We start from the raw sequence: 21,548 nt of genomic DNA, 5'->3' as shown, positions 1-21,548 counted from the left end.
AACGAAGGGCGGGTGGGGTCGCCTCGGCGGCGGGGAGGAGGCGGGCCCTTAGGGGTCGGGGTGGCGAGGGCCCCTCTCAGGGAGGGGGAAACGAGCCGTGGCGTCTCGTAGGGTCGTCGGCATGACGATCACAGGGATGGGGAACCGGCGGGCGGGTCAGGGGAGTTCGGTGCGGCGCCGGGCGGTGGCGGCCGCGGCGGCGGTCGTTCTGGCGGCGCTGGCGGCGGCGCCGGCCGTGGCGGCGCAGCCGTCGCCGGCGGGCGCCCCGGCGCACGCCTCGGTGGACGCCGGGCGTGGTGCGCTGCTGCGCACCGAACGCGTGGCCGAGCTCACCGGCAAGGAGGTCGCGGCGTACCTGGGCCCGGAGTTCACGGATGCGCCGGTGCGGTACGGGGTACGGGCCTACCGGCTGACCTACCGGACCGTCACCCCGCAGGGCCGGCCGACCACGGCCACGGGTCTGCTGGTGCTGCCCGATGGTGGCGGCCGCAGGCTGGCGGTGGTCTCCGACACGCACGGCACCATGGCCAGCCGCACGTACGCGCCCTCCGTCATCGAGGGCAAGGGCTTCGGCCGGCTCTCGCCGTACGTGCACGCGGCGGCGGGCCGTGCGGTGGCGGCGCCCGACTACCTCGGTCTCGGCAACGGTCCGGGCCGCCACCCGTACATGGACACCGCCTCGGCCGTCACCGCCTCCGTCGACATGCTGCGGGCGGCGCGCACGGCGGCGCAGCGGCAGGGCCGGCAGCTGACGGGTGATGTGTACGCCACCGGCTTCTCGCAGGGCGGGCAGGTGGCGGTGGCGCTCGCCCGGGCCCTGGACGCGGGCGCGGACCGGCACTTCAGGCTGCGGGCCCTGGCGCCGGTCTCCGGTCCGTACGACCTGGAGAAGGCCGAGATGCCCGGCATCGTCGACGGGAGGGTCGACGAGCGCAGCGCCGTCTTCTACCTGTCGTACTACCTCACGGCCCAGAACCGGCTGCATCCGATCTACCGGGACCCGGCCGAGGTGTTCCGGCAGCCGTACGCGGGCGTCGTCGACCGGCTCTTCGACAGCCGGCACACGGAGGAGGAGATCTTCAAGGCGCTGCCGGCGACGGTCGGGGAGCTGGTGACCGACGGGTTCTCCGAGCGGCTGCGGCACCCCTCGGGCGGGCTGCTGGAGGCGATGCGGGCGCAGGACGGCACCTGCGGCTGGAAGCCGGCGGTGCCGGTGCGTCTGCACACCGCGGCCGGGGACCGGGACGTGCCCATCGCGAACTCGGTCAACTGTGCCCGTGACTTCGCGCGTCACGGCGTGCGGGTCCCGGTCGTCGACCACGGGAAGACCGGTCATTTCGGGGCGTTCACGAAAGCGACGCCGGAGATCGCGCGCTGGTTCGATGCGGTGCAGCGCACGCCGTGAACGGGCTTGCGTTCCCGGCCGGCGGGCGACGCGGCATCATGCTTCCATGATCGCCACGTTGCAGTGCACCGTCATCGACTGCCCCGACCCCGCCGCCCTGGCGGCGTTCTACGCCGCCGTCCTGGGCTGGCGGGTCGTCGCGGACGACAGCGACCCGTCCTGGGTCTGGCTGGCCGACCCCGCCACCCGGCAGCGGATCGCCTTCCAGCGGGTGGAGGGCGACTACCGCCCGCCGCGCTGGCCGGACCCCGCTCACCCGCAGCAGATGCATCTCGACTTCGACGTCGACACGCGCGAGGACGTGGAGCGCGCCCAGGAGGAAGTCCTCGCGCTGGGCGCGTCGTTCCTCCACGACAGCGGCGGGCGGGAGCGGGGGTTCCGGGTCTATGCCGACCCTGCAGGGCACCCCTTCTGCCTCTGCTACGGGCAGGAGTCCGTCGTTCCGTCCTGATGGGCCGCCGTCAGCGCCTCGGCGGCAGCCCGCAGCGCCTCCCCCGCGCCGCCCACGATCGGCGCACCGTGACCGAAACAGGCCGTCCGGACGTCCAGTGCGGCCTGGCGGTGGAAGGAGGCGATCGTCTGCTGCAGGTCGGTGTTGAAGACGCCCGGCATGAGCTGCTGGACGTTGGCGATGGTGTCGCCGGTGAACAGCACCCCCGACGAGGTCAGGTGCAGGGCCACGCTGCCGTCGGTGTGTCCCGGCACGGCGACGACCCGCACCTCCTCGCCCCAGTCCAGGACGTCCCCGTCCACCAGTTCCCGGTCCACCCCGCAGGGCTGGGCGGGCGGGACGTCCGCCAGTCCGGCCTGCACGGACTCGAACAGCGGTATCTCCCATTCCTGCAGCACCGGCGGCGGCTCCGGCAGCTCGCCCCGGATCACGGGGGCGTCGGCCGCCCCGGCCAGCACCCGCGCGCCCGTCGCCGCGGCGAGGGCGGCTGCGGAGCCGGTGTGGTCGAAGTGGTAGTGGGTGAGCACGATGTCGCGGACGTCCTGCGGGCGGGCGCCCAGCCCCGCGAGGGCGTCGAGGACCGGCCCCTCGTTCCCGGGCAGCCCGGTGTCGACGAGGGCCCAGCCCCGTCCGTCCTGCAGCCGCACGGCGTAGGACTGGCCGACGGCGAACGTGAACATCCATATGTCCGGTGTGACGCGTGTGGTCTCCATGGCGCCACGCTAAAGATCGTTCCGGTCCCGGGACCAGTGTTTGCGCCGTCCGCGGATTGAGCCCCGGGCGTAACGTCCCGCCGCACGCTGCGACATGCCCTGCCACGCCGTGTCATGCCGCCTTGCGGTCCACCGGGAACAGCGCGGTCACCTGCCAGCCCCCCTCGGGCGCCGGGCCGGCCGTCAGCCGGCCCCCCATGGCCTTGGCGCGTTCGGCGAGCCCCACGAGGCCGAAGCCGCCGCCCCGGGCCTGTTCGGACAGGGCGGCGGCCCGCTTGCCGTCGTCCGCGATGCGCAGCTCGACGCCCGCGGGCACACCGCGCACCCCGATCCGGACGGCCGTGGCGTCCGCCGCGTGCTTGCGGACGTTGGTCAGGGCCTCGCGGACGACGCGGTGGACGCCCGCGGCGACTTCACCCGGGATCCAGGTTTCCATGCCGCGCTCGATGTAAAGGGCGACGGGCGGTCCCGTACGGGCGAACGCCTCGGTCAGCTCGCGCACTTCGGGCAGACCGGCGACCGGCTCGGTCTCGGCCTCCCCCTCGCGCAGGACGCCCACGAGGCGGCGCATCGCGCCCAGCGCCTCGGCCGCGGACGTCTCGATGCGCTCGAACGCCCCGGCGGCGGCCGGCCCCTCCAGGGCGGTGAAGCGGGCGGCCTGGGCCTGCACGGCGATGCCGGTGATGTGGTGGGCGACCAGGTCGTGCAGTTCGCGGGCCAGCTCCAGCCGTTCCGCGGTGCGCACGGCGACCAGGTCGCGGGCCCGCTGCGCCGACTGGCCCCGCAGGATCAGGGAGTAGCTGCCCACGACGACGGTCAGGATCGCAGCCAGCGCCGTGAACCACTCCGGGTTGAGGTCGCGCATGGGCGCCGCGACGACGGCCAGTGCGAGCAGCGGGCCGAGGACGCGGACGACGCGCTGCGAGGACCGGCTGACGACGAGGCTGAGCAGGACGAGCAGGGCGATGCCCTCCCCCATGCCCCACACGACCGTCGGATGCCGTCCGGCCATCAGCGCGACGGACGCGGTCAGGGACAGGGCGACGGCGATGCCCGCCCGTACGTTCAGGGTGATCCAGCCGTAGGGCACGGCGCACAGGCAGACGAGGACGCCGGAGGCGAGGACGACGGCGTGCGGCTCGCTGGGCTGGCGGGCGAGGGCGAAGCCCTCGAAGCCGACGAGGCAGAGCAGGACGGCCCCCAGGGCGGCCTTGGCGACGGCCGATCCCCGGGGGTGGCGGGCGGCCCACCCGGCCCATCTGTTCACGTGCCGCCCGTGGCCAGTCCGCTCTCCCAGGCCCAGGCGGCGATCTCGACGCGGTTCCGGGCGTCGAGCTTGAGCTGCACGTTGGCCAGGTGGGTCTTGACCGTGGACAGGGAGACGAAGAGTTCGCCGGCGATCTCGGCGTTGGTGGCCCCGCGGGCCAGGCAGCGCACGACGTCGGCCTCGCGGTCGGTGAGCGGCTCGGACGGCTGCCTGACGGTGCCGGCGGCCCCCGGGCCCGCCGGCGCCATGTCGCGCAGCAGCCGGACGGTGATCGCGGGCGAGATGAGGGAGTCGCCGACGGCCGCGGCGTGCACGGCCTCGACCAGCATGGCCGGGCTCGCGTCCTTGAGCAGAAAGCCGGAGGCGCCGTTGCGCAGGGCGGTGTGGACGTACTCGTCGAGGTCGAAGGTGGTGACGATGACGATCCGGGGGCGCTGGCCGCGCTCGGGGTGGGCGGCGGACAGCTCGGACAGGCGGCGGGTGACCTCCAGCCCGTCCAGCTTGGGCATGCGGATGTCGAGGAGCAGGACGTCGGGCCGGTGCCGTTCCACGGCCTCCAGGGCCGCCTCGCCGTCGACGACGTCCGCGACGACCTCGATGTCGGGCTGGCTCTCCAGGATCATCCGGAACCCGGTGCGGACCATCTCCTGGTCGTCCGCGATGACCACGGTGATCGGCATGCTGTGCCCCTCGCTCCTTTGCAGCCTCGGACGGTCTCGGAAGGGTTCGGTGCGCGCAGAGCCGCGCCCGTACCGGGCGTCCCTCCATGTCACCGGGGGTGTGCGGGGGCCGCAACCGCAGCGGACGGCCGGGGAAGCACCGCGGGGTGGCGGGGGCCGTGCCGGGCAGGGGTGCGGCGGCCGGCCCGAAGGGGTGGCGCGGGCCGGGCCGGCCGGTGGTCGCCCGGCCCGTCGGCCGGTGGTGTCAGTCGACCGGTAGCCCGTCGGCCGGTGGTCGCTCGGCCGGTGGTCAGTCGGCGGTGCGTCCGTAGCGGCGCAGCGCCACGCGCACACCGTAGGCGCCGCCGACGACGGCCACGAGGGCGACGCCGGCCGCGACGGCCGGGGTGCCGACGTCACCGGCGTCGTGGCTGGCCTTGATGATGTGGCCCGCCTCGACCACGCGCCGTACGGGGTTGCCGGACGAGTCGTGGGGCGGCCGGCCGGCGGTCGCGGCCCGGGTGGCGTGCCCGGCGTCCTTGCCCGCGGCGGCCCGGCCGGGCGTGTCGTGCGTCCGGGAGACGGCGGTGGCGGCGGACGGGGCGGCGGCCGCGGCGGGGCGGCCGGTGGCCTCGGGGGTGTGGCGCAGGGAGCCGGAGGTGAAGTCGTAGTAGTTGGTCAGGCTGCTGCCGTCGAGCCGGGCGCGCAGGGTGGGCCGGTCGCCGTCGCCGCCGAGGATGCGCAGGTGGAGCCGGTCCAGGTCGGCCGTGGGGCGGCCGGCGTCGAAGGTGCGCTGCTCCTTGCCGTGGCTGGTGACGGTCACGCGCGCGCCGCCGTCGCCGGAGGTCAGGCTGGCCCGGCTGCCATCGGGGAGCCGTACGTGCTGGACGGTGGTGCCGGGGCGGACGCCGGGGTCCCGCCCGTCCGCCGCGAAGGCCGTCGCCGTCGGGTACGCCACGGCCGCGACGGCGGCGGTGAGGACGGTGGCGGCGGCGATGCGGGACTTGACGGACACGGGGGGTGCCTTTCCGTAACGGTCGGCTCTGGCTGCGGCCGCCGGTCCTTCCCGGAGGCACGCCCTTCACGTTACGGACGTTTATGCGCTCCACACCTCGACTGTCCGACCATTCTCGTCTCGGCCGAAAGGATGACGGGACCCCCTCCGGGTCATACCAAAGTGCGGGTGGGCGGGCCGGGGGTACCGGCGCGGCGGGTCCGCGGAGGGGGCCCGGGAGCCCGTACCGGGGCTGGGCCGTCCGGGTCAGCGCACGGCCCGGCCGGGCCGGTACGGGCCGGGTGCGCTCAGCCGCCGAGGCTCGCCGCGGCGGAGCGGATGGCGGAGGCGAAGGTGCTCACCTCGGTGTAGACGCCGGGGTAGCCGGGGCGTGCGCAGCCCTGGCCCCAGCTGACGATGCCGACCTGTATCCAGGCGCCCGCGTCGTCCTTGCGGAACATCGGGCCGCCGGAGTCGCCCTGGCAGGTGTCGACGCCGCCGGTGTCCATGAAGCCGGCGCAGATCTCCTCGCCGGGGGTGAGGCTGCCGCCGTAGGCGCCCTCGCAGGTGGCGTCGTCGACGTAGGGGACCTCGGCCTTGAGCAGGACCCTGGACTGCGGGCCGCCCTCGCTGGTGGCGCCCCAGCCGGCGACGGTGAAGGTGCCCTGGTTGTAGGCCGTGGTGTCGGCGGTCTTGAGGGTGGGCAGGTTGATGGGTTTGGCGAGCTTGATGAGTGCCCAGTCCTTGCCGACGCCGTTGTAGCCGGGGGCCTGCAGGACCCGGGTGGACTTGACCTTGACCGCCTGGGAGGACTGGAGGTCGACGACGCCGGCGGTGACGGTGATGGAGGTGTTGGGGCCGCTGCCGCTGACGCAGTGCGCGGCGGTCAGGACGATCTGCTGGGTGTAGAGGGCGCCGCCGCAGCCCATGGACAGCCGCACCATCCAGGGGAACTCTCCCTGGGCGGCGGGGGTTCCGCCGATGACGCCCGGGCCGGGCCGCGGTTCGGGGTCGTGCGCCTGGGCGGTGCCCGGCTGGAGGCTGAACGCGGCGAGGGCGACCGCGCCGACTGCGGTGCATCTCCTGAGCACCTTGAGGAAGTTGCGCAACGGTCTTCCTTTCGTGGGAGGTTGTGCGCACTCCACGACCGAGGTGGGGGCCGGCCTCGTCCAGCCGGTCTTGTTCGGCTCATGACAATGCGCTTTGCGATTATCGGGCGGGCGGCAGCCGCGACCTAGTCGCGTTTTCGGCCAGTCGGCACGGGACCCGCGCCCGTAGAGTGGAAGGGCACCGGCAACCGCACGGGGGTGGTCACGCGTGGGCTCGGACCTCGCGATCGAGCACGGCTTCCCGCACCTGGAGACGGTGCGTTCGGCGATCACCGCGCTCTACAAGCGGCTGTCCTACGACGGGGTGCAGTCCTTCGCGGCGAGCGTGCCGCCGGCCGACGTCGCCTTCTCCGACGACGAGGACCCCTACCTGGGCGTCCAGCGGATCGCCGGCGAGATGGTGCGCCACCTGCGGCTGCCGGACGCCCGGATGATCGTCGCCTTCCGCGACATGCGGCACGCCGGCAGCATCGAACTGGCCGCGGGGCCCGAGTACTTCATCGAGCTCAACACGCGCTTCAAGACCCACCGCCGCGACATCGGGGCCGCGCTCGCGCACGAAGTGATGCACGTCTACCTGCACCGGCTCGGGCTGGAGTTCCCCGGCACCCGGGACAACGAGATCCTCACCGACACCGCCGCCGCCTACCTGGGCGCGGGATGGCTGCTGCTGGACGCCTACCGCGAATCCCCGGTCTCCGCGCAGAAGCTGGGGTACCTCACGCCCGAGGAGTTCGGGTACGTGCTCGCCAAGCGCGCCCTCGCCTTCGGCGAGGACCCCTCGCCGTGGTTCACCAGCGCGCAGGCGTACGACGCGTACGTACAGGGGCGCGGCCGGGCGCAGCGGGACGCGCGGCGCCCCCCGCTGGCCGCCGCCGGGCGACTGGGGCGCCACCGCTACGCACGGGACCGGCGCGGACAGGTGGCCGCGCCGGAGACGGGGTACGCCTTCGAGGGCGATCCCCCACGGGTCAGCTTCCCTTGCCCGACCTGCTGGCAGCGCATCCGGCTGCCCGTGCGGGGGCGGGTGCGGGCCCGGTGCACGCTGTGCCGGACGGAGCTGGACTGCGACACGTGACGGCCGGCCGGCGCCTGCCGCGGCCGTCGGCGGCGGACGGCGCCTACCGGCCCCACCACTTGCGCAGCACCTTCTCCGCGGGCTTGCCGTGCGGCGTGTACGCCAGGCGCTTGGCGGTCTCGCCGCTGTCCGGCCAGTCGTCCCACATCCACCAGCACACGCCCGCCCACCAGGGCTTGCCGTCGAACGCGGCGAGCAACGCCTCGTAGGCCGCGGCCTGTTCCTCCTCGCCGTCCCGCTTACTGACGGTCCAGGAGAAGGGCGCCGTCGTCGTACCGCGCTGGCTGACGTACCCGGCCTCGGTGAAGAGGATCTTCCGGTGCTGTCGCTCCGAGAAAGCGGCCAGTTCCTCCGTGATCGGCTGCCATGCCTGCCGCAGCCGCGCGGGGTCCGTCGTGGCCTTGTCGGCCAGCGGCCAGTAGGCGTCGATGCCGATGACGTCGAGGTCCTTCCAGAAGGGGATCTTCTGGTACTCGTCGTAGTTGGCGGCGTAGGTCAGCGGGCCCTTGTAGCGTTCGCGGATCGCGGCGATGGTCCGCCCCCAGCGCTCGCCGTCCTGCGAGGTGCCCGCGAGCTCGGTGCCGACGGAGAACTGCTCGACGCCCGCGTCGGCCGACAGCCGTGCGTAGTGGGTGATGAAGCGCCGGTACGCGTCGAACCAGGCGTCCCGGTCCTTGGGCCGGATCTCGGCGCGGTCGCCGCCCTTGGTCAGGTCGACGTGCGGCTTGACCATGGTCTTGAGCCCCGCCTCGTGGGCGAGGCGGATGATGTGGCGCAGGCTGTCGTCACCGGCGGTCTCGCCCGTGGTGCGCATGGCCGAGTCGGTGACCTTGTCCTGGTACCAGGTGGGGGTGAACGTCACCCACCGGGCGCCGGTGCCCGCGATCTGGCGCAGATACGTTCCGGCTTTCTTGCTGCTGTAGTCGTCGGTGTTCCACGAGGGGAGCGTGAAGCCGCGCAACCCGCTCACCTTCCTGTCGTCGGGCCGGCCGCTCGGACCGGTCGTGGGCCCGGAATCGTCGTCGTCGCCGGACGAGGAGCACCCGGCGACGAAGAGGACGGCCACCGCCATCACGGCGGCCGTCCTCCTCATCGCGTTCACTGGGTGAGAGCCGCGGGGGCCACGAAGGTGTAGCCGAGGGCACGGATGCCTTCGACCGTCTGCTTCAGCGGCTCCACGTCGTAGTACGGGTGGTAGAAGAAGCTGGCCACGCCGTCACGCACCGCCAGGTTGGCCTTGGCCGAGGCGATGAGGTCGGCCGGCAGCCGCGCCGGGTGGTTGTTGTACGGCACGGGCTCGTAGTTGCCGATGTTCTCGGGGAGCACGGTCGTACCGTAGACGTCCTTGACCGCGTACGGGAAGAACTGGCCGATGTATCGGCTGGAGTTCACCGTTCCGCCGCTGAGCGTCCCGGCGAAGTACAGCGAACGCTCCAGCCGGGCGGTGTAGTTCTGGCCGAAGACCCGGTAGTCGGTGGCCGAGGCCGCGTAGTGCGGCGTCGTCCACAGCGTGGGCTTGGGCAGGCCCGCGGCCGTGAAGGCGGCGAGGGCGGACGTCACCCTGGACTGCGCCCAGATGGTGGAGTCCTCGGCCACCGGCCCGTCGTAGATGACGCTGTCGGCGGCGTCGACGTGGGCGCGGAAGAACTCGAAGTCGTCGCCCGTGACCCCGGTGTAGGGGTTGTTGACGTTCTTGTACTGGTGCGTGTAGCCGTGGTTCATCAGGACGGCGCCGCGCTGGAGCATGTACTTGAGCGCGTCGACGACCTGCGGGGCCTGGGCCAGGGTGACGGTCTTCGCCACGCCGTTGTTGTAGGCGCCCTTGGGGTCGGTGTAGACCGGGATGACGTTGATCCCGTAGGGGATCTTCTGCGAGTAGAGGTAATCGGCCATCGCCCGCAGCTTCGCCGGGTCGGCGTCGGGGCTGATGTCCTCCAGCCGGACGAACGCGCGGTGGCGCTCGGCGGTCGCGGGGGCCAGGCCGTCGAAGAGCAGGTCCTCGAAGACGATGACGCGGTCGGCCTCGGAGACGTAGGTGAAGGGGATCTCGCCCACGTAGGTGAGGTTGGAGGAGCGGAAGGCCCAGGGGAGCGTGGCTCCGTTGTTGGCGTCCTTGGCCTGCGCGAGCTCCGTGATGTCCGGGTAGTCGGGGCCGTCGACGACCGCCGGGTGCAGGACACCGCCGTCGAAGCCGGCCGGGATCTTCCGGGTCAGCGTCTGGTTCTTGTACGTGACCTGGTTGATGTTGCCGACGTTGCCGTTGGTCTCGAAGAAGGAGTTGGTCGGGTCCCAGCCGTACTTCTTCTTGAAGTTCTCGATGCCGACCGTGTTGGCCATGTTCCAGATGTTGTCGCCGATCCAGGTGACGGGCTTCGTGGTCTTCAGCGCGTCCTGGTAGAAGGCGGCGGGGATGGCATCGGGGATGGTGCCGCCGTAGTACGTCGAGCCGACGTAGTAGGTGGAGGTGTACTGCTCCACCATGCCCGCGGTGTAGGCGGATACCGGCTTGGCCGTCACGGTGCCGAAGTGGCCGCCGAGGTTGGCGATCGCCATGGCGTAGAGCTCGCCGAGGTGCCCGTAGGGGCCGGTGGTGTCGTAGAGAACGAGCGCCGCGGGGCCGGCCGGGGCCGCGAGGGCCTGGGCGGGGGCGGCGGGGGCGGCCTTGGTGACGGGCGCCGGAGTGACCGTCAGCTTGTGCGCCTGGCGCTTGCGGTCGTTGCTCAGCCGGGCGGACACCCAGCCCTTGAGGTCATTGGTGCTCGCTCCGGAGAGCGAAGCGGAACCGACCCCCTTGAGACCGTACGAGGGCAGGGGTTTGCCGTCCCCGCCTATCGCGGCCTCGGCCCCCGTGGAAAGCGCGACGCCGCCCAGCAGGGCGGCGATCAGGGACAGGATGAGCGAGAGACGGGAAAGCCCCGCTCTCCCTCGCGAATTTTTCATTGTTGTTCCCCCCTGGTTGAACCAGCTGTTGCCGGTCCCGTCCCCCGAGGGTTCAAGTCCCGACAGTTGGCCGATTCTTGTGGGGCGTTGGGGTGGGTGTCAATAGACATCCCTGGTCCGGACCGTTCAATAAATAACAACCTAATTGGTGTAGACCTTCAACCCCATGCGTCACACAACTGACCCCAGCTGGCATAACTACCGGTTGGTACACAGAATTTACTCTTCCGATTCAACAAGTCTCACCATGCGGGACGGAACAGGTCGCTCGGTCTGATACCTTCCCAGCGCACGCCTCAAGCGAGGCGGAATCCGGGGGGAACTCATGTACGGAAAACCCGCTCTGGGGACAGTCCTGCCTTTGGCCGGACTGACGGCAGCCCCAGAAGTTATGCCGGGCATACCCTTTGCCAGGGGACTGCAGGAGGCGGCCGGAGCGGGATTCCTGCTCTACTGCGCGATAGCCGCCGCTCTTCTTTCGGCCAAATTCTGGTACGTGCTCCGAAACTCCGGTGACCGTTCATGATCACCGAAGTCCTGCTCTGGTCGAGCATTGCCATCATCGTGATGGCGGGGTGTTACAACAGCACCCTCTTCGTCCTCTCCAGACGTCGCGTCCGCCGCGACCGCGGCCCACGCACGGAACGTCTCTACGTCTTCCTCCTCGCCTGCCTGAACGAGGAGAAGGTCCTCGCCGAGAGCCTGGCGCGCATCACCTCTCTGCCCGCCGGGAACTTCATGGCCCTGGTCATCGACGACGCGTCCGACGACCGCACGGCCGCCATCGCCCGCGCCGCCGACCCCGACCGGGTCCGGCTGCTGCAGCGGCACCTGCCCGACGCCCGCAAGGGCAAGGGGGCGGCACTCAACAACGGCATCCGCCACCTTCGCGAGTCCGGCATCCTCGACGGCCGGGACCCGGCCGACGTCATCGTCTGCGTCGTCGACGCCGACGGCCGGCTCGACCCGCACGTCGTCCAGGCCGTCGACCCCTACTTCGACGACCCGCGCACCGGCGCCACCCAGGTCGGTGTGCGGATGTACAACCGCCACAAGGGCCTGCTCGCCCGCCTCCAGGACATGGAATTCGTCATCTACGGCGACATCTTCCAGTCCGCCCGCCGCTACTTCGGCAGCGTCGGCATGGGCGGCAACGGCCAGTTCATGCGCCTGTCCGCGCTGGACACCCTCGGTGGCGAGGACGGCCGGGGGCCGTGGAGCGACTCCCTGACCGAGGACCTCGACCTCGGGGTGCGCCTCATCGCCCGTGGCTGGACCAACCAGCACTGCACCACCGCGGCGGTCTCCCAGCAGGCCGTGCTCGACGTCAAGCGTCTGGTGCGCCAGCGCTCCCGCTGGTTCCAGGGCCACCTGCAGTCGGCCGGGCTGATCCCGCTCATCCTGCGCGAGGTGCCCACCAAGGCCGCCGTGGACCTGCTGTACCACCTCTCCAGCCCCGTGCTGATCCTGCTCACCTCACTGCTGCCGCTGTCCTTCCTCATCGCCACGGCCGGCACCCTCATCGGGTCCGTCCAGGCCGGGCACGCCCTGATCTCGCCCCTGTGGATCATCGGCCCGTACGTCCTGTCGTTCACCGCGGCGTACGCCTACGGCTGGGTCTACTCACGGCGCGAGCGAGGGCTCGGACTCGTCCGGGCGATCCTGCTGTCCCACGTCTTCGTCTTCTACGGCTACATCTGGTTCGCCGCCGGATGGTGGGGCCTGTGGCGGATGCTCACGGGCAAGCAGACCTGGCTCAAGACCGCGCGCACCTGACGCCGCGCAGCACGGCGGACCGGCACACCACAACCGTCATCCCTGCATGCTCTCCAAGGGAGAACCATGTCTCCGAACGTCATCACCACGCCCGTACGCGCCATGCTCGTCCTGGGCACCCGTCCCGAAGCCATCAAGCTCGCCCCCGTCGCCCGCGCCATGGCGGCCTCACCGCTCTTCGAGCCCATCGTCGTCACCACCGGCCAGCACCGCGAGATGCTCCACCAGATGCTGGAGCTCCTCCAAGTGGAGGTCCGCGTCGAACTCGACGTCATGCGCGACCGGCAGGAGCTGTCCACGCTGACCGCCCGCCTCATCGACGGGCTGGGCGAGGTCGTCCGTACCGAGCGGCCCGACGTCGTCGTCGTCCAGGGCGACACCACCTCCGCGCTGACCGGCGCCCTCGCCGCCTTCTACGAGCACATCCCCGTGGCCCACGTGGAGGCGGGGCTGCGCACGGGCGTGCTGGACAACCCGTTCCCCGAGGAGCTCAACCGGCGCCTCATAGGCCGGATGACCCGCTGGCACTTCGCGCCCACGCCCCGCGCGGCCGGGCACCTGACGGCCGAAGGGGTGCCGGACGCCGAGGTGTTCGTCACCGGCAACACCGTCATCGACAACCTCCTGTGGGTCCTCGAACAGAACACCGGCGTCAACCACTTCCGCAGCGACCTGCGCCGCGTGCTGGTCACCCTGCACCGCCGCGAGAACCAGGGCGACAAGATGCGGGCCATGGGCAAGGCCCTGCGCCGGCTCGCGGACCGCGGCGACGTGGAGATCGTGCTGCCGCTGCACAAGAGCCCCGCCGTCCGCGAGGCCCTGCTGCCCGAGCTCTCCGGCCACGAGCACATCCACGTCGTCGAGCCGCTGGGCTACGTGGACTTCTCCGCCACGCTCGCCGGCTGCGACCTGGTGCTGACCGACTCCGGCGGCATCCAGGAGGAGGCCCCGAGCCTCGGCAAGCCGGCCCTGGTCCTGCGGACCACCACCGAACGGCCCGAGGCCGTCGATGCGGGCGCGGCCCGGCTGGTCGGCACGGACCCGCAGGCCATCCTGGACGCGGCCATGCAGCTGCTGGACGACCGGGAGGAGTACGAGCGCATGGCGACGGCCGGCAACCCCTTCGGGGACGGGCTCGCCACGGAGCGCATCGTGGCCCAGCTGGCGGAGGACTTCGGCGCCGACGCCGACGCCGCGGGCGCTCAGGATGCGCTGATCGTCTCCCCGTCCGACGGCCCGGGGTCATACTCGACGGCATGACGAGAGTTCACCGGCTCCTCGCCCTCACCCTGTTCGCGGCCGCCGTCGTGGCGGGCATCGTCTTCGCCGTGAGCGGCATCTGGGGGGACGAGGACGGAGAGCCGGCGACGCCGTGGGCCGAGGGATCGGTCCACGGGCCGTGGCGGTCGGTCTTCGACGGCCACGGCGAGAACATCGGCCGGCACGACGGCCTGGCCCTCTCCCCCAAGCCCTCCCAGGTGCCGGAGGAGACCCACGCCGGGCTGGTCGTCTCCACGCAGCAGTACGCGGACGTGGACTACCGGGCGCGGATGCGCACGGTGGCGCAGCTGCGCACCCCCAAGCCCAATCCGTGGGAGGTGCCGTGGCTGGTCTGGGGCTACATGGACCCGGAGCACTTCTACTACATCACCCTCAAGCCCAACGGCTGGGAGCTGGGCAAGCGCGACCCCGCCTATCCCGGCGGGCAGCGCTTCCTGGCCACCGGCTCGGAGCGGTTCCCCGTCGGCAAGTGGTCGGACGTCCGGGTCGGGCAGCGCGGGGCGCGGATGGAGGTGAGCGTGGACGGACGCGGGCTGGTGGCCTACGAGGACAAGGAGCGCCCGTACTTGCGGGGCAACGTCGGGGCGTACACGGAGGACGCCCGGGTGGTGTTCAGCGACATGTCGGCGCGTCCTGCCGAGTGACCTTCGCCGCGCACGGCGGCGCCTGCCTCGGGGTCGGGGATGAGGCAGGCGCCGAGTGTGCGGCGGGCCGTGTACCGGCCCGGTGTGTCAGACGCTCAGGGCACGGTCCGTCGGCCTGACGGGGGCCGGCAGGGTGCTGGTCCCGGTGAGGTGGCGGTCCACGCCGCGGGCGGCGGAGCGGCCCTCGGCGATGGCCCAGACGATGAGCGACTGGCCGCGGCCGGCGTCACCGGCGACGAACACGCCGGGGACGTTGGTGGCGTAGTCGGCGTCGCGGGCGATGTTGCCGCGCTCGTCCAGCTCCAGGCCGAACTGCTCGACGAGACCGTTCTGTCGGTCGGTGCCGGTGAAACCCATCGCGAGGGTGACGAGCTGGGCGGGGATGCGACGCTCGGTGCCGGGCTTCTGCGTGAGCTTGCCGCCGGTGAACTCCACCTCGACGAGGTGCAGCCACTGGACGTTGCCGTCCTCGTCGCCCTCGAAGTGGGTGGTGGAGACGGAGTAGATCCGCTCGCCGCCCTCCTCGTGCGCCGAGGTGACCTTGTAGAGCATGGGGAAGGTCGGCCAGGGCTGGCCCTCGTTCCGCTGCTCCCCCGGCCTGGGCATGATCTCCAGCTGGGTGACGGACGCGGCACCCTGGCGGTGGGCGGTGCCGACGCAGTCGGCGCCGGTGTCGCCGCCGCCGATGACGACGACGTGCTTGCCCTCGGCGCTGATCGGGGAGACCGTGAGGTCGCCCTCCTGCACCTTGTTGGCCAGGGGCAGGTACTCCATGGCGAAGTGGATGCCCGCCAGCTCGCGGCCGGGCACGGGCAGGTCGCGGGAGGTGGTGGCGCCGGCGGCGATGACGACGGCGTCGTAGCGCTTGCGGAGCTTGGCGGCGTCGATGTCGCGGCCGATCTCCACCTCGGTGCGGAACTTGGTGCCCTCCGCGCGCATCTGCTCGATGCGGCGGTTGATGTGCCGCTTCTCCATCTTGAACTCGGGGATGCCGTAGCGCAGCAGGCCGCCGATGCGGTCGGCGCGCTCGTAGACGGCGACGGTGTGGCCGGCCCGGGTCAGCTGCTGGGCGGCGGCGAGGCCGGCGGGGCCGGAGCCGATGACGGCGACGGTCTTGCCGGAGAGCCGCTCGGGCGGCTGGGGGGTGACGTCGCCTGCCTCCCACGCCTTGTCGATGATGGTGACTTCGACGTTCTTGATGGTGACGGGCTGCTGGTTGATGCCGAGCACGCAGGCGGACTCGCAGGGTGCCGGGCACAGGCGGCCGGTGAACTCGGGGAAGTTGTTGGTGGCGTGCAGCCGCTCGCCGGCGGCCTGCCAGTCGTCGCGGTAGGCGTAGTCGTTCCACTCGGGGATGAGGTTTCCGAGCGGACAGCCGTTGTGGCAGAACGGGATGCCGCAGTCCATGCAGCGGCTCGCCTGCTTGGTCACGATCGGCAGCAGGGAGCCGGGGACGTAGACCTCGTTCCAGTCGCGGACGCGCTCGGCGACGGGGCGGGTGCGGGCGACCTCGCGGTCGGTGGTGAGAAAGCCCTTCGGGTCAGCCATGGGTCGCCGCCTCCATCATCTTCTCGTGGGTCTCGGTCTCGGAGAGACCGGCTCGCTCGGCGGCGTCCTTGGCGGCGAGCACTGCCTTGTACGTGGTCGGCATGACCTTGCGGAAGCGGGTCACGGCCGTGTCCCAGTCGGCGAGGAGGCCGGCCGCGACGGTGGAGGCGGTCTCCTCGTGGTGGCGGCGCACCACGTCGTGCAGCCACTGCCGGTCGTCGGCGCCGAGGGTGTCGACGGCGGCGGCCAGCTCCTTGTTGACGTTGTCGGGGGCCAGGTCGAGGACGTAGGCCACGCCGCCGGACATGCCGGCCGCGAAGTTGCGGCCGGTGGGGCCGAGGACGACAGCCCTGCCGCCGGTCATGTACTCGCAGCCGTGGTCGCCGACGCCCTCGGAGACGACGGTGGCACCGGAGTTGCGGACGCAGAAGCGTTCGCCGACGCTGCCGCGCAGGTACAGCTCGCCGCCGGTGGCGCCGTAGGCGAGGGTGTTGCCGGCGATGGTGGAGTACTCGGCGAGGTGGTCGGCGCCGCGGTCGGGGCGGACGACGATGCGGCCGCCGGAGAGGCCCTTGCCGACGTAGTCGTTGGCGTCGCCCTCCAGGCGCAGGGTGACGCCGCGCGGCAGGAAGGCGCCGAAGGACTGGCCGGCGGAGCCGGTGAAGGTGATGTCGATGGTGTCGTCGGGCAGGCCGGCGCCGCCGTACTTCTTGGTCACCTCGTGGCCGAGCATGGTGCCGACGGTGCGGTTGATGTTGCGGATGGGCAGCTGGGCGCGGACGGGCTGGGGTGCCTCGGCGCCGACGGTGTTGAGGGCGTCGGCGGCGAGCTTGATCAGCTGGTTGTCGAGCGCCTTGGCCAGGCCGTGGTCCTGTGCGGTGGTGCGGTGGCGGGCGGCCCCGGCGGGCAGGTCCGGCACGTGCAGCAGGGGGGCGAGGTCGAGGCCCTGGGCCTTCCAGTGCGTCACGGCCCTGCCGGTGTCGAGGAGTTCGGCGTGGCCGACGGCCTCCTCAAGGGTGCGGAAGCCCAGCTCGGCGAGGATCTCCCGGACCTCCTCGGCGATGAACTCGAAGAAGTTGACGACGAATTCGGCCTTGCCGTTGAAGCGCTCGCGCAGGACCGGGTTCTGGGTGGCGATGCCGACGGGGCAGGTGTCCAGGTGGCAGACGCGCATCATGACGCAGCCGGAGACGACCAGGGGCGCGGTCGCGAAGCCGAACTCCTCGGCGCCCAGGAGGGCGGCGACGATCACGTCGCGGCCGGTCTTGAGCTGGCCGTCGGTCTGCACGACGATGCGGTCGCGCAGGCCGTTGAGCAGCAGGGTCTGCTGGGTCTCGGCGAGGCCGAGCTCCCAGGGGCCGCCCGCGTGCTTGAGGGAGGTCAGCGGGGAGGCGCCGGTGCCGCCGTCGTGGCCGGAGATGAGGACGACGTCGGCGTGGGCCTTGGAGACGCCCGCCGCGACCGTGCCGACGCCGACCTCGGACACCAGCTTCACGTGGATGCGGGCGGCGGGGTTGGCGTTCTTGAGGTCGTGGATGAGCTGGGCGAGGTCCTCGATGGAGTAGATGTCGTGGTGCGGGGGCGGCGAGATCAGGCCGACGCCGGGGGTGGAGTGCCGGGTCTTCGCGACCCAGGGGTAGACCTTGTGGCCGGGCAGCTGGCCGCCCTCGCCGGGCTTGGCGCCCTGGGCCATCTTGATCTGGATGTCGTCGGAGTTGACGAGGTACTCGCTGGTGACGCCGAAGCGGCCGGACGCCACCTGCTTGATGCTGGAGCGGCGCGCGGGGTCGTAGAGGCGCTCGGGGTCCTCGCCGCCCTCACCGGTGTTGGACTTGGCGCCCAGCCGGTTCATGGCGATGGCGAGCGTCTCGTGCGCCTCCTGGGAGATGGAGCCGTACGACATGGCGCCGGTGGAGAAGCGCTTGACGATCTCCGCGACGGGCTCGACCTCGTCCAGGGGGATCGAGGGGCGGTCGCTCTTGAAGGAGAAGAGCCCGCGCAGGGTCATCAGGCGCTCGGACTGCTCGTCCACGCGCTGCGTGTACTGCTTGAAGATGTCGTAGCGGCGGGCGCGGGTGGAGTGCTGGAGCCGGAAGACGGTGTCGGGGTCGAACAGGTGCGGCTCGCCCTCGCGGCGCCACTGGTACTCGCCGCCGATGTCGAGGCGGCGGTGGCTGGCGGGGATGCCGGTGGCGGGGTACGCCTTGGCGTGCCGGGCCGCGACGTCACGGGCGACGACGTCCAGGCCGGCGCCGCCGATCTTGGTGGCGGTGCCGTGGAAGTAGGTGGCAACGAAGGTCTCGTCGAGGCCGACGGCCTCGAAGACCTGGGCGCCGCGGTAGGAGGCGACGGTGGAGATGCCCATCTTGGACATCACCTTCAGGACGCCCTTGCCGAGCGCCTTGATGAGGTTGCGGATGGCGTCCTCGGGGGCCAGGTCCGGCAGGAACGTCCCGGCGCGGACGAGGTCCTCGACGGACTCCATGGCCAGGTAGGGGTTGACGGCCGCCGCGCCGTAGCCGATGAGCAGCGCGACGTGGTGGACCTCGCGGACGTCACCGGCCTCGACCAGCAGGCCCACCTGGGTGCGCTGCTTGGTGCGGATGAGGTGGTGGTGGATGGCCGAGGTCAGCAGCAGGGACGGGATGGGGGCGTGCTCGGCGTCGGAGTGCCGGTCGGAGAGCACGATGAGACGGGCGCCGCCGGCGATGGCGGCGTCGGCCTCGGCACACATCGCCGTCAGGCGCGCGGCCAGGGCGTCGCCGCCGCCGGAGACGCGGTAGAGGCCGGAGAGGGTGGCGGCCTTCAGGCCCGGCAGGTCGCCGTCGGCGTTGATGTGGATGAGCTTGGCCAGCTCGTCGTTGTCGATGACCGGGAAGGGAAGGGTCACGCTGCGACAGGACGCGGCGGTCGGGTCGAGCAGGTTGCGCTGCGGGCCGAGGGAGGAGATGAGCGAGGTGACGAGCTCCTCGCGGATGGCGTCCAGCGGCGGGTTGGTGACCTGCGCGAAGAGCTGGGTGAAGTAGTCGAAGAGCAGGCGGGGCCGCTCGGAGAGCGCGGCGATGGGGGAATCGGTGCCCATCGAGCCGATGGGCTCGGCGCCGGACTTCGCCATCGGGGCCAGGATGACGCGCAGCTCTTCCTCGGTGTAGCCGAAGGTCTGCTGGCGGCGGGTGACCGAGGCGTGGGTGTGCACGATGTGCTCGCGCTCGGGGAGGTCGGCCAGGTCGATGAGGCCGGCTTCCAGCCACTCCCGGTAGGGCTGCTCGGCGGCGAGGGCGGCCTTGATCTCGTCGTCCTCGATGATGCGGTGGCCCTCGGTGTCGACGAGGAACATCTTGCCGGGCTGCAGGCGGCCCTTGCGGACGACCTTGGCGGGGTCGATGTCGAGGACGCCGACCTCGGAGGAGAGCACGACCAGGCCGTCGTCGGTGACCCAGTAGCGGCCGGGGCGCAGGCCGTTGCGGTCGAGGACGGCGCCGACGAGGGTGCCGTCGGTGAAGGTGACGCAGGCCGGTCCGTCCCAGGGCTCCATCAGGGTGGAGTGGTACTGGTAGAAGGCGCGCCGGGCGGGGTCCATGGAGGCGTGGTTCTCCCATGCCTCGGGGATCATCATCAGCACGCTGTGCGGCAGGGAGCGCCCGCCGAGGTGGAGCAGCTCCAGGACCTCGTCGAAGGAGGCGGAGTCGGAGGCGTCGGGGGTGCAGACGGGGAAGAGGCGGTCCAGGTCCCGGTCCGGGCCGAAGAGGTCGCTGGCCAGCTGGGATTCACGGGCGCGCATCCAGTTGCGGTTGCCCTTGACCGTGTTGATCTCACCGTTGTGGGCGACGAAGCGGTACGGGTGGGCGAGCGGCCAGCTGGGGAAGGTGTTGGTGGAGAAGCGGGAGTGGACCAGCGCGATGGCGGTGGCGCAGCGGCGGTCGGAGAGGTCCGGGAAGAACGGCTCCAGCTGCCCGGTGGTGAGCATGCCCTTGTAGACGATGGTCCGGGAGGACAGCGAGGGGAAGTACGTGTCCGCCTCGCGCTCGGCGCGCTTGCGCAGGGCGAATGCCTTGCGGTCGAGGGCGAGGCCGGTGTTCTCGTTGTCGGCCACGAACAGCTGCCGGAAGGCGGGCATGGTGGCCCGGGCGCCGGCGCCGAGGAGTTCGGGGGCGACGGGGACCTCGCGCCAGCCGAGGACGGCCAGGCCCTCTTCGGCGGCGATCGTCTCGATGTGCGAGACGGCGGTGGCCGCGTCCGCGGGCGCGGCGGGCAGGAAGCCGATGCCGACGGCGTAGGAGCCGGCGGCGGGGAGCGTGAAGCCGACGCTCTCGCGCAGAAAAGCGTCGGGGACCTGCAGCAGGATGCCCGCGCCGTCGCCCGAGTCGGGGTCCGAGCCGGTGGCGCCGCGGTGCTCCATGTTGCGCAGGACGGTGAGCGCCTGTTCGACGAGCGCGTGGCTCGCCTCGCCGGTGAGAGTCGCGACGAAGCCCACGCCACAGGCGTCGTGCTCGTTGCGAGGGTCGTACATCCCCTGCGGGGCGGGGTGGGATGCGTGGCGCATCGGCGCTCCCGTCGTCGTTTGGCAGTCATGTCGTGATGCATGTGCCGAGGGACGACGCTGGCCCTCTGCTGAAGAAGGTGGTGCGGGTGAAGAGGTAATGCAAGTGGTGCGGGTGATGCGAGTGGTGTGAGCTACAGGATGAAGCGTTCTCCAGAATATGGAAGACGCATTTCACCATGTGGACACCACGCGGTCGCCGGGTGGCTGCCGGATGGTCGCCGGACGCTGCGCTGAGGCACTCCGGGAACCGTGGGATCACCAGGCCCGGCCGCACCGGAAGGGAGAGCGGGACGCGGGCGGCGTTGCCCGCTGCGCTTCCGGATTGTGCCCGGCCACTCAGGGCCTGAAACCGCGCCGAAACGCGTGCGTTATGCGACAGCCCGCATAAGAATTACCCCACAGCCGTGCCGAAGGCAATACCGAGGAGGTACGTCACACCCGCCGCGGCACCACCGAGCACCAGCTGCCGCAGCCCGCTGAACCACCACGACCGGGCCGTCACCCGCGCCACGACGGCACCGCAGGCGAACAGCCCCAGCAGCGCCAGCAGCACCGCAGGCCACAGCTGGGTGGCGCCGAGGAGGTACGGCAGTACGGGCAGCAGGGCGCCCAACGCGAACGAACCGAAGGAGGAGGCGGCGGCGACCGTGGGCGAGGGCAGGTCGGAGGGGTCGATGCCGAGCTCCTCGCGGGCGTGGATCTCCAGCGCCTGCTCGGGGTCCTTCGACAGCTGCCGGGCGACCTCGCGGGCCAGCTTCGGCTCGACGCCGCGGGACTCGTAGAGCGCCGCCAGCTCCTGCAGCTCGTCGGCCGGGTGCTTGCGCAGCTCGCGCCGCTCGACGTCCAGCTCGGCGAGGACGAGCTCGCGCTGCGAGGCGACCGAGGTGTACTCGCCGGCCGCCATGGAGAACGCTCCCGCGGCCAGGCCGGCGAGGCCGGCTATGACGATGGCCTCGGAGGAAGCGGACCCACCGGCCACACCCGTCATCAAGGCCACGTTGGAGACCAGCCCGTCCATGGCACCGAACACGGCGGGGCGCAGCCAGCCGCCGTTCACGTCGCGGTGCGTGTGGTTGTCACGGTGGGCGGCGTGTGTCGCCGCGGCCGTATCCAGGACAGCCATTCTCCGAGCGCTCCCTT

At 71.7% G+C, this 21,548-nt stretch carries 16 protein-coding genes; 6 read left to right on the top strand and 10 right to left on the bottom strand.

Annotated features, from left to right (window positions below; translation table 11 throughout):
• Nucleotides 1–121: 121 nt before the first annotated feature.
• Together IE182_RS17620 and IE182_RS17615 are read left to right on the top strand one after the other, a co-directional pair.
• Entirely contained in the window at nt 122–1,405 is a 1,284-nt protein-coding gene (locus IE182_RS17620; RefSeq protein ID WP_229844902.1) for an alpha/beta hydrolase, read from the top strand.
• Between the two features lie 46 nt (nt 1,406–1,451).
• Nucleotides 1,452–1,856 carry a VOC family protein gene (locus tag IE182_RS17615; protein ID WP_190110804.1) on the top strand — a complete coding sequence of 135 codons (405 nt, stop codon included), beginning with the start codon at nt 1,452–1,454 and terminating at the stop codon, nt 1,854–1,856.
• Here IE182_RS17615 and IE182_RS17610 read toward each other — a convergent pair.
• The 5 genes from IE182_RS17610 to IE182_RS17590 form a co-directional block, all read right to left on the bottom strand.
• Entirely contained in the window at nt 1,826–2,569 is a 744-nt protein-coding gene (locus IE182_RS17610) for an MBL fold metallo-hydrolase (RefSeq protein ID WP_190110803.1), read from the bottom strand. The genes IE182_RS17615 and IE182_RS17610 overlap by 31 nt on opposite strands.
• A 112-nt stretch (nt 2,570–2,681) precedes the next feature.
• Nucleotides 2,682–3,836, bottom strand: coding sequence for a sensor histidine kinase (locus IE182_RS17605; protein WP_190110802.1), 1,155 nt, complete (start codon nt 3,834–3,836; stop codon nt 2,682–2,684).
• Nucleotides 3,833–4,516 carry a response regulator gene (locus tag IE182_RS17600; protein ID WP_190110801.1) on the bottom strand — a complete coding sequence of 228 codons (684 nt, stop codon included), beginning with the start codon at nt 4,514–4,516 and terminating at the stop codon, nt 3,833–3,835. Before IE182_RS17600 ends, IE182_RS17605 begins: the two co-directional genes overlap by 4 nt.
• A gap of 289 nt (nt 4,517–4,805) precedes the next feature.
• The gene (locus tag IE182_RS17595) at nt 4,806–5,510 is read right to left on the bottom strand and encodes a hypothetical protein (protein ID WP_190110800.1); all 705 of its coding nucleotides are present in this window, start codon (nt 5,508–5,510) and stop codon (nt 4,806–4,808) included.
• 287 nt (nt 5,511–5,797) lie between these two features.
• Complete coding sequence (locus IE182_RS17590) at nt 5,798–6,598, bottom strand: serine protease (RefSeq protein WP_190110799.1); 801 nt, start codon at nt 6,596–6,598, stop codon at nt 5,798–5,800.
• Nucleotides 6,599–6,806: 208 nt separating this feature from the next.
• Here IE182_RS17590 and IE182_RS17585 point away from each other — a divergent pair, with 208 nt between their 5' ends.
• The gene (locus tag IE182_RS17585) at nt 6,807–7,676 is read left to right on the top strand and encodes a hypothetical protein (protein WP_190110798.1); all 870 of its coding nucleotides are present in this window, start codon (nt 6,807–6,809) and stop codon (nt 7,674–7,676) included.
• A 43-nt stretch (nt 7,677–7,719) separates the two neighbouring features.
• On the opposite strand, the gene IE182_RS17580 is transcribed toward IE182_RS17585, so the two are convergent.
• Together IE182_RS17580 and IE182_RS17575 are read right to left on the bottom strand one after the other, a co-directional pair.
• Nucleotides 7,720–8,769 carry a glycoside hydrolase family 113 gene (locus IE182_RS17580; protein WP_229844901.1) on the bottom strand — a complete coding sequence of 350 codons (1,050 nt, stop codon included), beginning with the start codon at nt 8,767–8,769 and terminating at the stop codon, nt 7,720–7,722.
• A gap of 5 nt (nt 8,770–8,774) precedes the next feature.
• Complete coding sequence (locus IE182_RS17575; RefSeq protein ID WP_190110796.1) at nt 8,775–10,616, bottom strand: DUF2334 domain-containing protein; 1,842 nt, start codon at nt 10,614–10,616, stop codon at nt 8,775–8,777.
• Between the two features lie 522 nt (nt 10,617–11,138).
• Here IE182_RS17575 and IE182_RS17570 point away from each other — a divergent pair.
• The 3 genes from IE182_RS17570 (at nt 11,139) to IE182_RS17560 (ending at nt 14,317) form a co-directional block, all read left to right on the top strand.
• Nucleotides 11,139–12,392 carry a glycosyltransferase gene (locus IE182_RS17570; protein WP_190110795.1) on the top strand — a complete coding sequence of 418 codons (1,254 nt, stop codon included), beginning with the start codon at nt 11,139–11,141 and terminating at the stop codon, nt 12,390–12,392.
• A gap of 66 nt (nt 12,393–12,458) precedes the next feature.
• Nucleotides 12,459–13,652: a non-hydrolyzing UDP-N-acetylglucosamine 2-epimerase gene (gene wecB, locus IE182_RS17565; protein WP_229844900.1), complete on the top strand. Its 1,194-nt coding sequence runs from the start codon at nt 12,459–12,461 to the stop codon at nt 13,650–13,652.
• Nucleotides 13,649–14,317: a calcium-binding protein gene (locus tag IE182_RS17560; RefSeq protein WP_190110794.1), complete on the top strand. Its 669-nt coding sequence runs from the start codon at nt 13,649–13,651 to the stop codon at nt 14,315–14,317. Before wecB ends, IE182_RS17560 begins: the two co-directional genes overlap by 4 nt.
• Before the next feature lie 87 nt (nt 14,318–14,404).
• On the opposite strand, the gene IE182_RS17555 is transcribed toward IE182_RS17560, so the two are convergent.
• From IE182_RS17555 to IE182_RS17545, 3 genes are all read right to left on the bottom strand, one after another.
• A complete protein-coding gene (locus IE182_RS17555) occupies nt 14,405–15,865 on the bottom strand; it encodes a glutamate synthase subunit beta (protein ID WP_190110793.1) in 1,461 nt (486 codons plus the stop codon).
• Entirely contained in the window at nt 15,858–20,408 is a 4,551-nt protein-coding gene (gene gltB / locus IE182_RS17550; RefSeq protein WP_190110792.1) for a glutamate synthase large subunit, read from the bottom strand. Before gltB ends, IE182_RS17555 begins: the two co-directional genes overlap by 8 nt.
• A 391-nt stretch (nt 20,409–20,799) precedes the next feature.
• Nucleotides 20,800–21,531, bottom strand: coding sequence for a VIT1/CCC1 transporter family protein (locus IE182_RS17545; protein WP_190110791.1), 732 nt, complete (start codon nt 21,529–21,531; stop codon nt 20,800–20,802).
• Nucleotides 21,532–21,548: the final 17 nt, after the last annotated feature.

Source organism: Streptomyces cinnamoneus (assembly GCF_014650495.1).
GTDB lineage: Bacteria > Actinomycetota > Actinomycetes > Streptomycetales > Streptomycetaceae > Streptomyces > Streptomyces cinnamoneus.
This window is presented reverse-complemented; position numbering and strand designations above follow the sequence as displayed.

Bases quoted from the DNA above. Each gene is read 5' to 3' on its own strand.
- IE182_RS17575 (WP_190110796.1), bottom strand. From the start codon at position 10,616: ATGAAAAATTCGCGAGGGAGAGCGGGGCTTTCCCGTCTCTCGCTCATC.
- IE182_RS17560 (WP_190110794.1), top strand. From the start codon at position 13,649: ATGACGAGAGTTCACCGGCTCCTCGCCCTCACCCTGTTCGCGGCCGCC.
- IE182_RS17555 (WP_190110793.1), bottom strand. From the start codon at position 15,865: ATGGCTGACCCGAAGGGCTTTCTCACCACCGACCGCGAGGTCGCCCGC.
- IE182_RS17615 (WP_190110804.1), top strand. From the start codon at position 1,452: ATGATCGCCACGTTGCAGTGCACCGTCATCGACTGCCCCGACCCCGCC.
- IE182_RS17545 (WP_190110791.1), bottom strand. From the start codon at position 21,531: ATGGCTGTCCTGGATACGGCCGCGGCGACACACGCCGCCCACCGTGAC.
- IE182_RS17570 (WP_190110795.1), top strand. From the start codon at position 11,139: ATGATCACCGAAGTCCTGCTCTGGTCGAGCATTGCCATCATCGTGATG.
- wecB (WP_229844900.1), top strand. From the start codon at position 12,459: ATGTCTCCGAACGTCATCACCACGCCCGTACGCGCCATGCTCGTCCTG.
- gltB (WP_190110792.1), bottom strand. From the start codon at position 20,408: ATGCGCCACGCATCCCACCCCGCCCCGCAGGGGATGTACGACCCTCGC.
- IE182_RS17620 (WP_229844902.1), top strand. From the start codon at position 122: ATGACGATCACAGGGATGGGGAACCGGCGGGCGGGTCAGGGGAGTTCG.
- IE182_RS17580 (WP_229844901.1), bottom strand. From the start codon at position 8,769: ATGAGGAGGACGGCCGCCGTGATGGCGGTGGCCGTCCTCTTCGTCGCC.
- IE182_RS17610 (WP_190110803.1), bottom strand. From the start codon at position 2,569: ATGGAGACCACACGCGTCACACCGGACATATGGATGTTCACGTTCGCC.
- IE182_RS17600 (WP_190110801.1), bottom strand. From the start codon at position 4,516: ATGCCGATCACCGTGGTCATCGCGGACGACCAGGAGATGGTCCGCACC.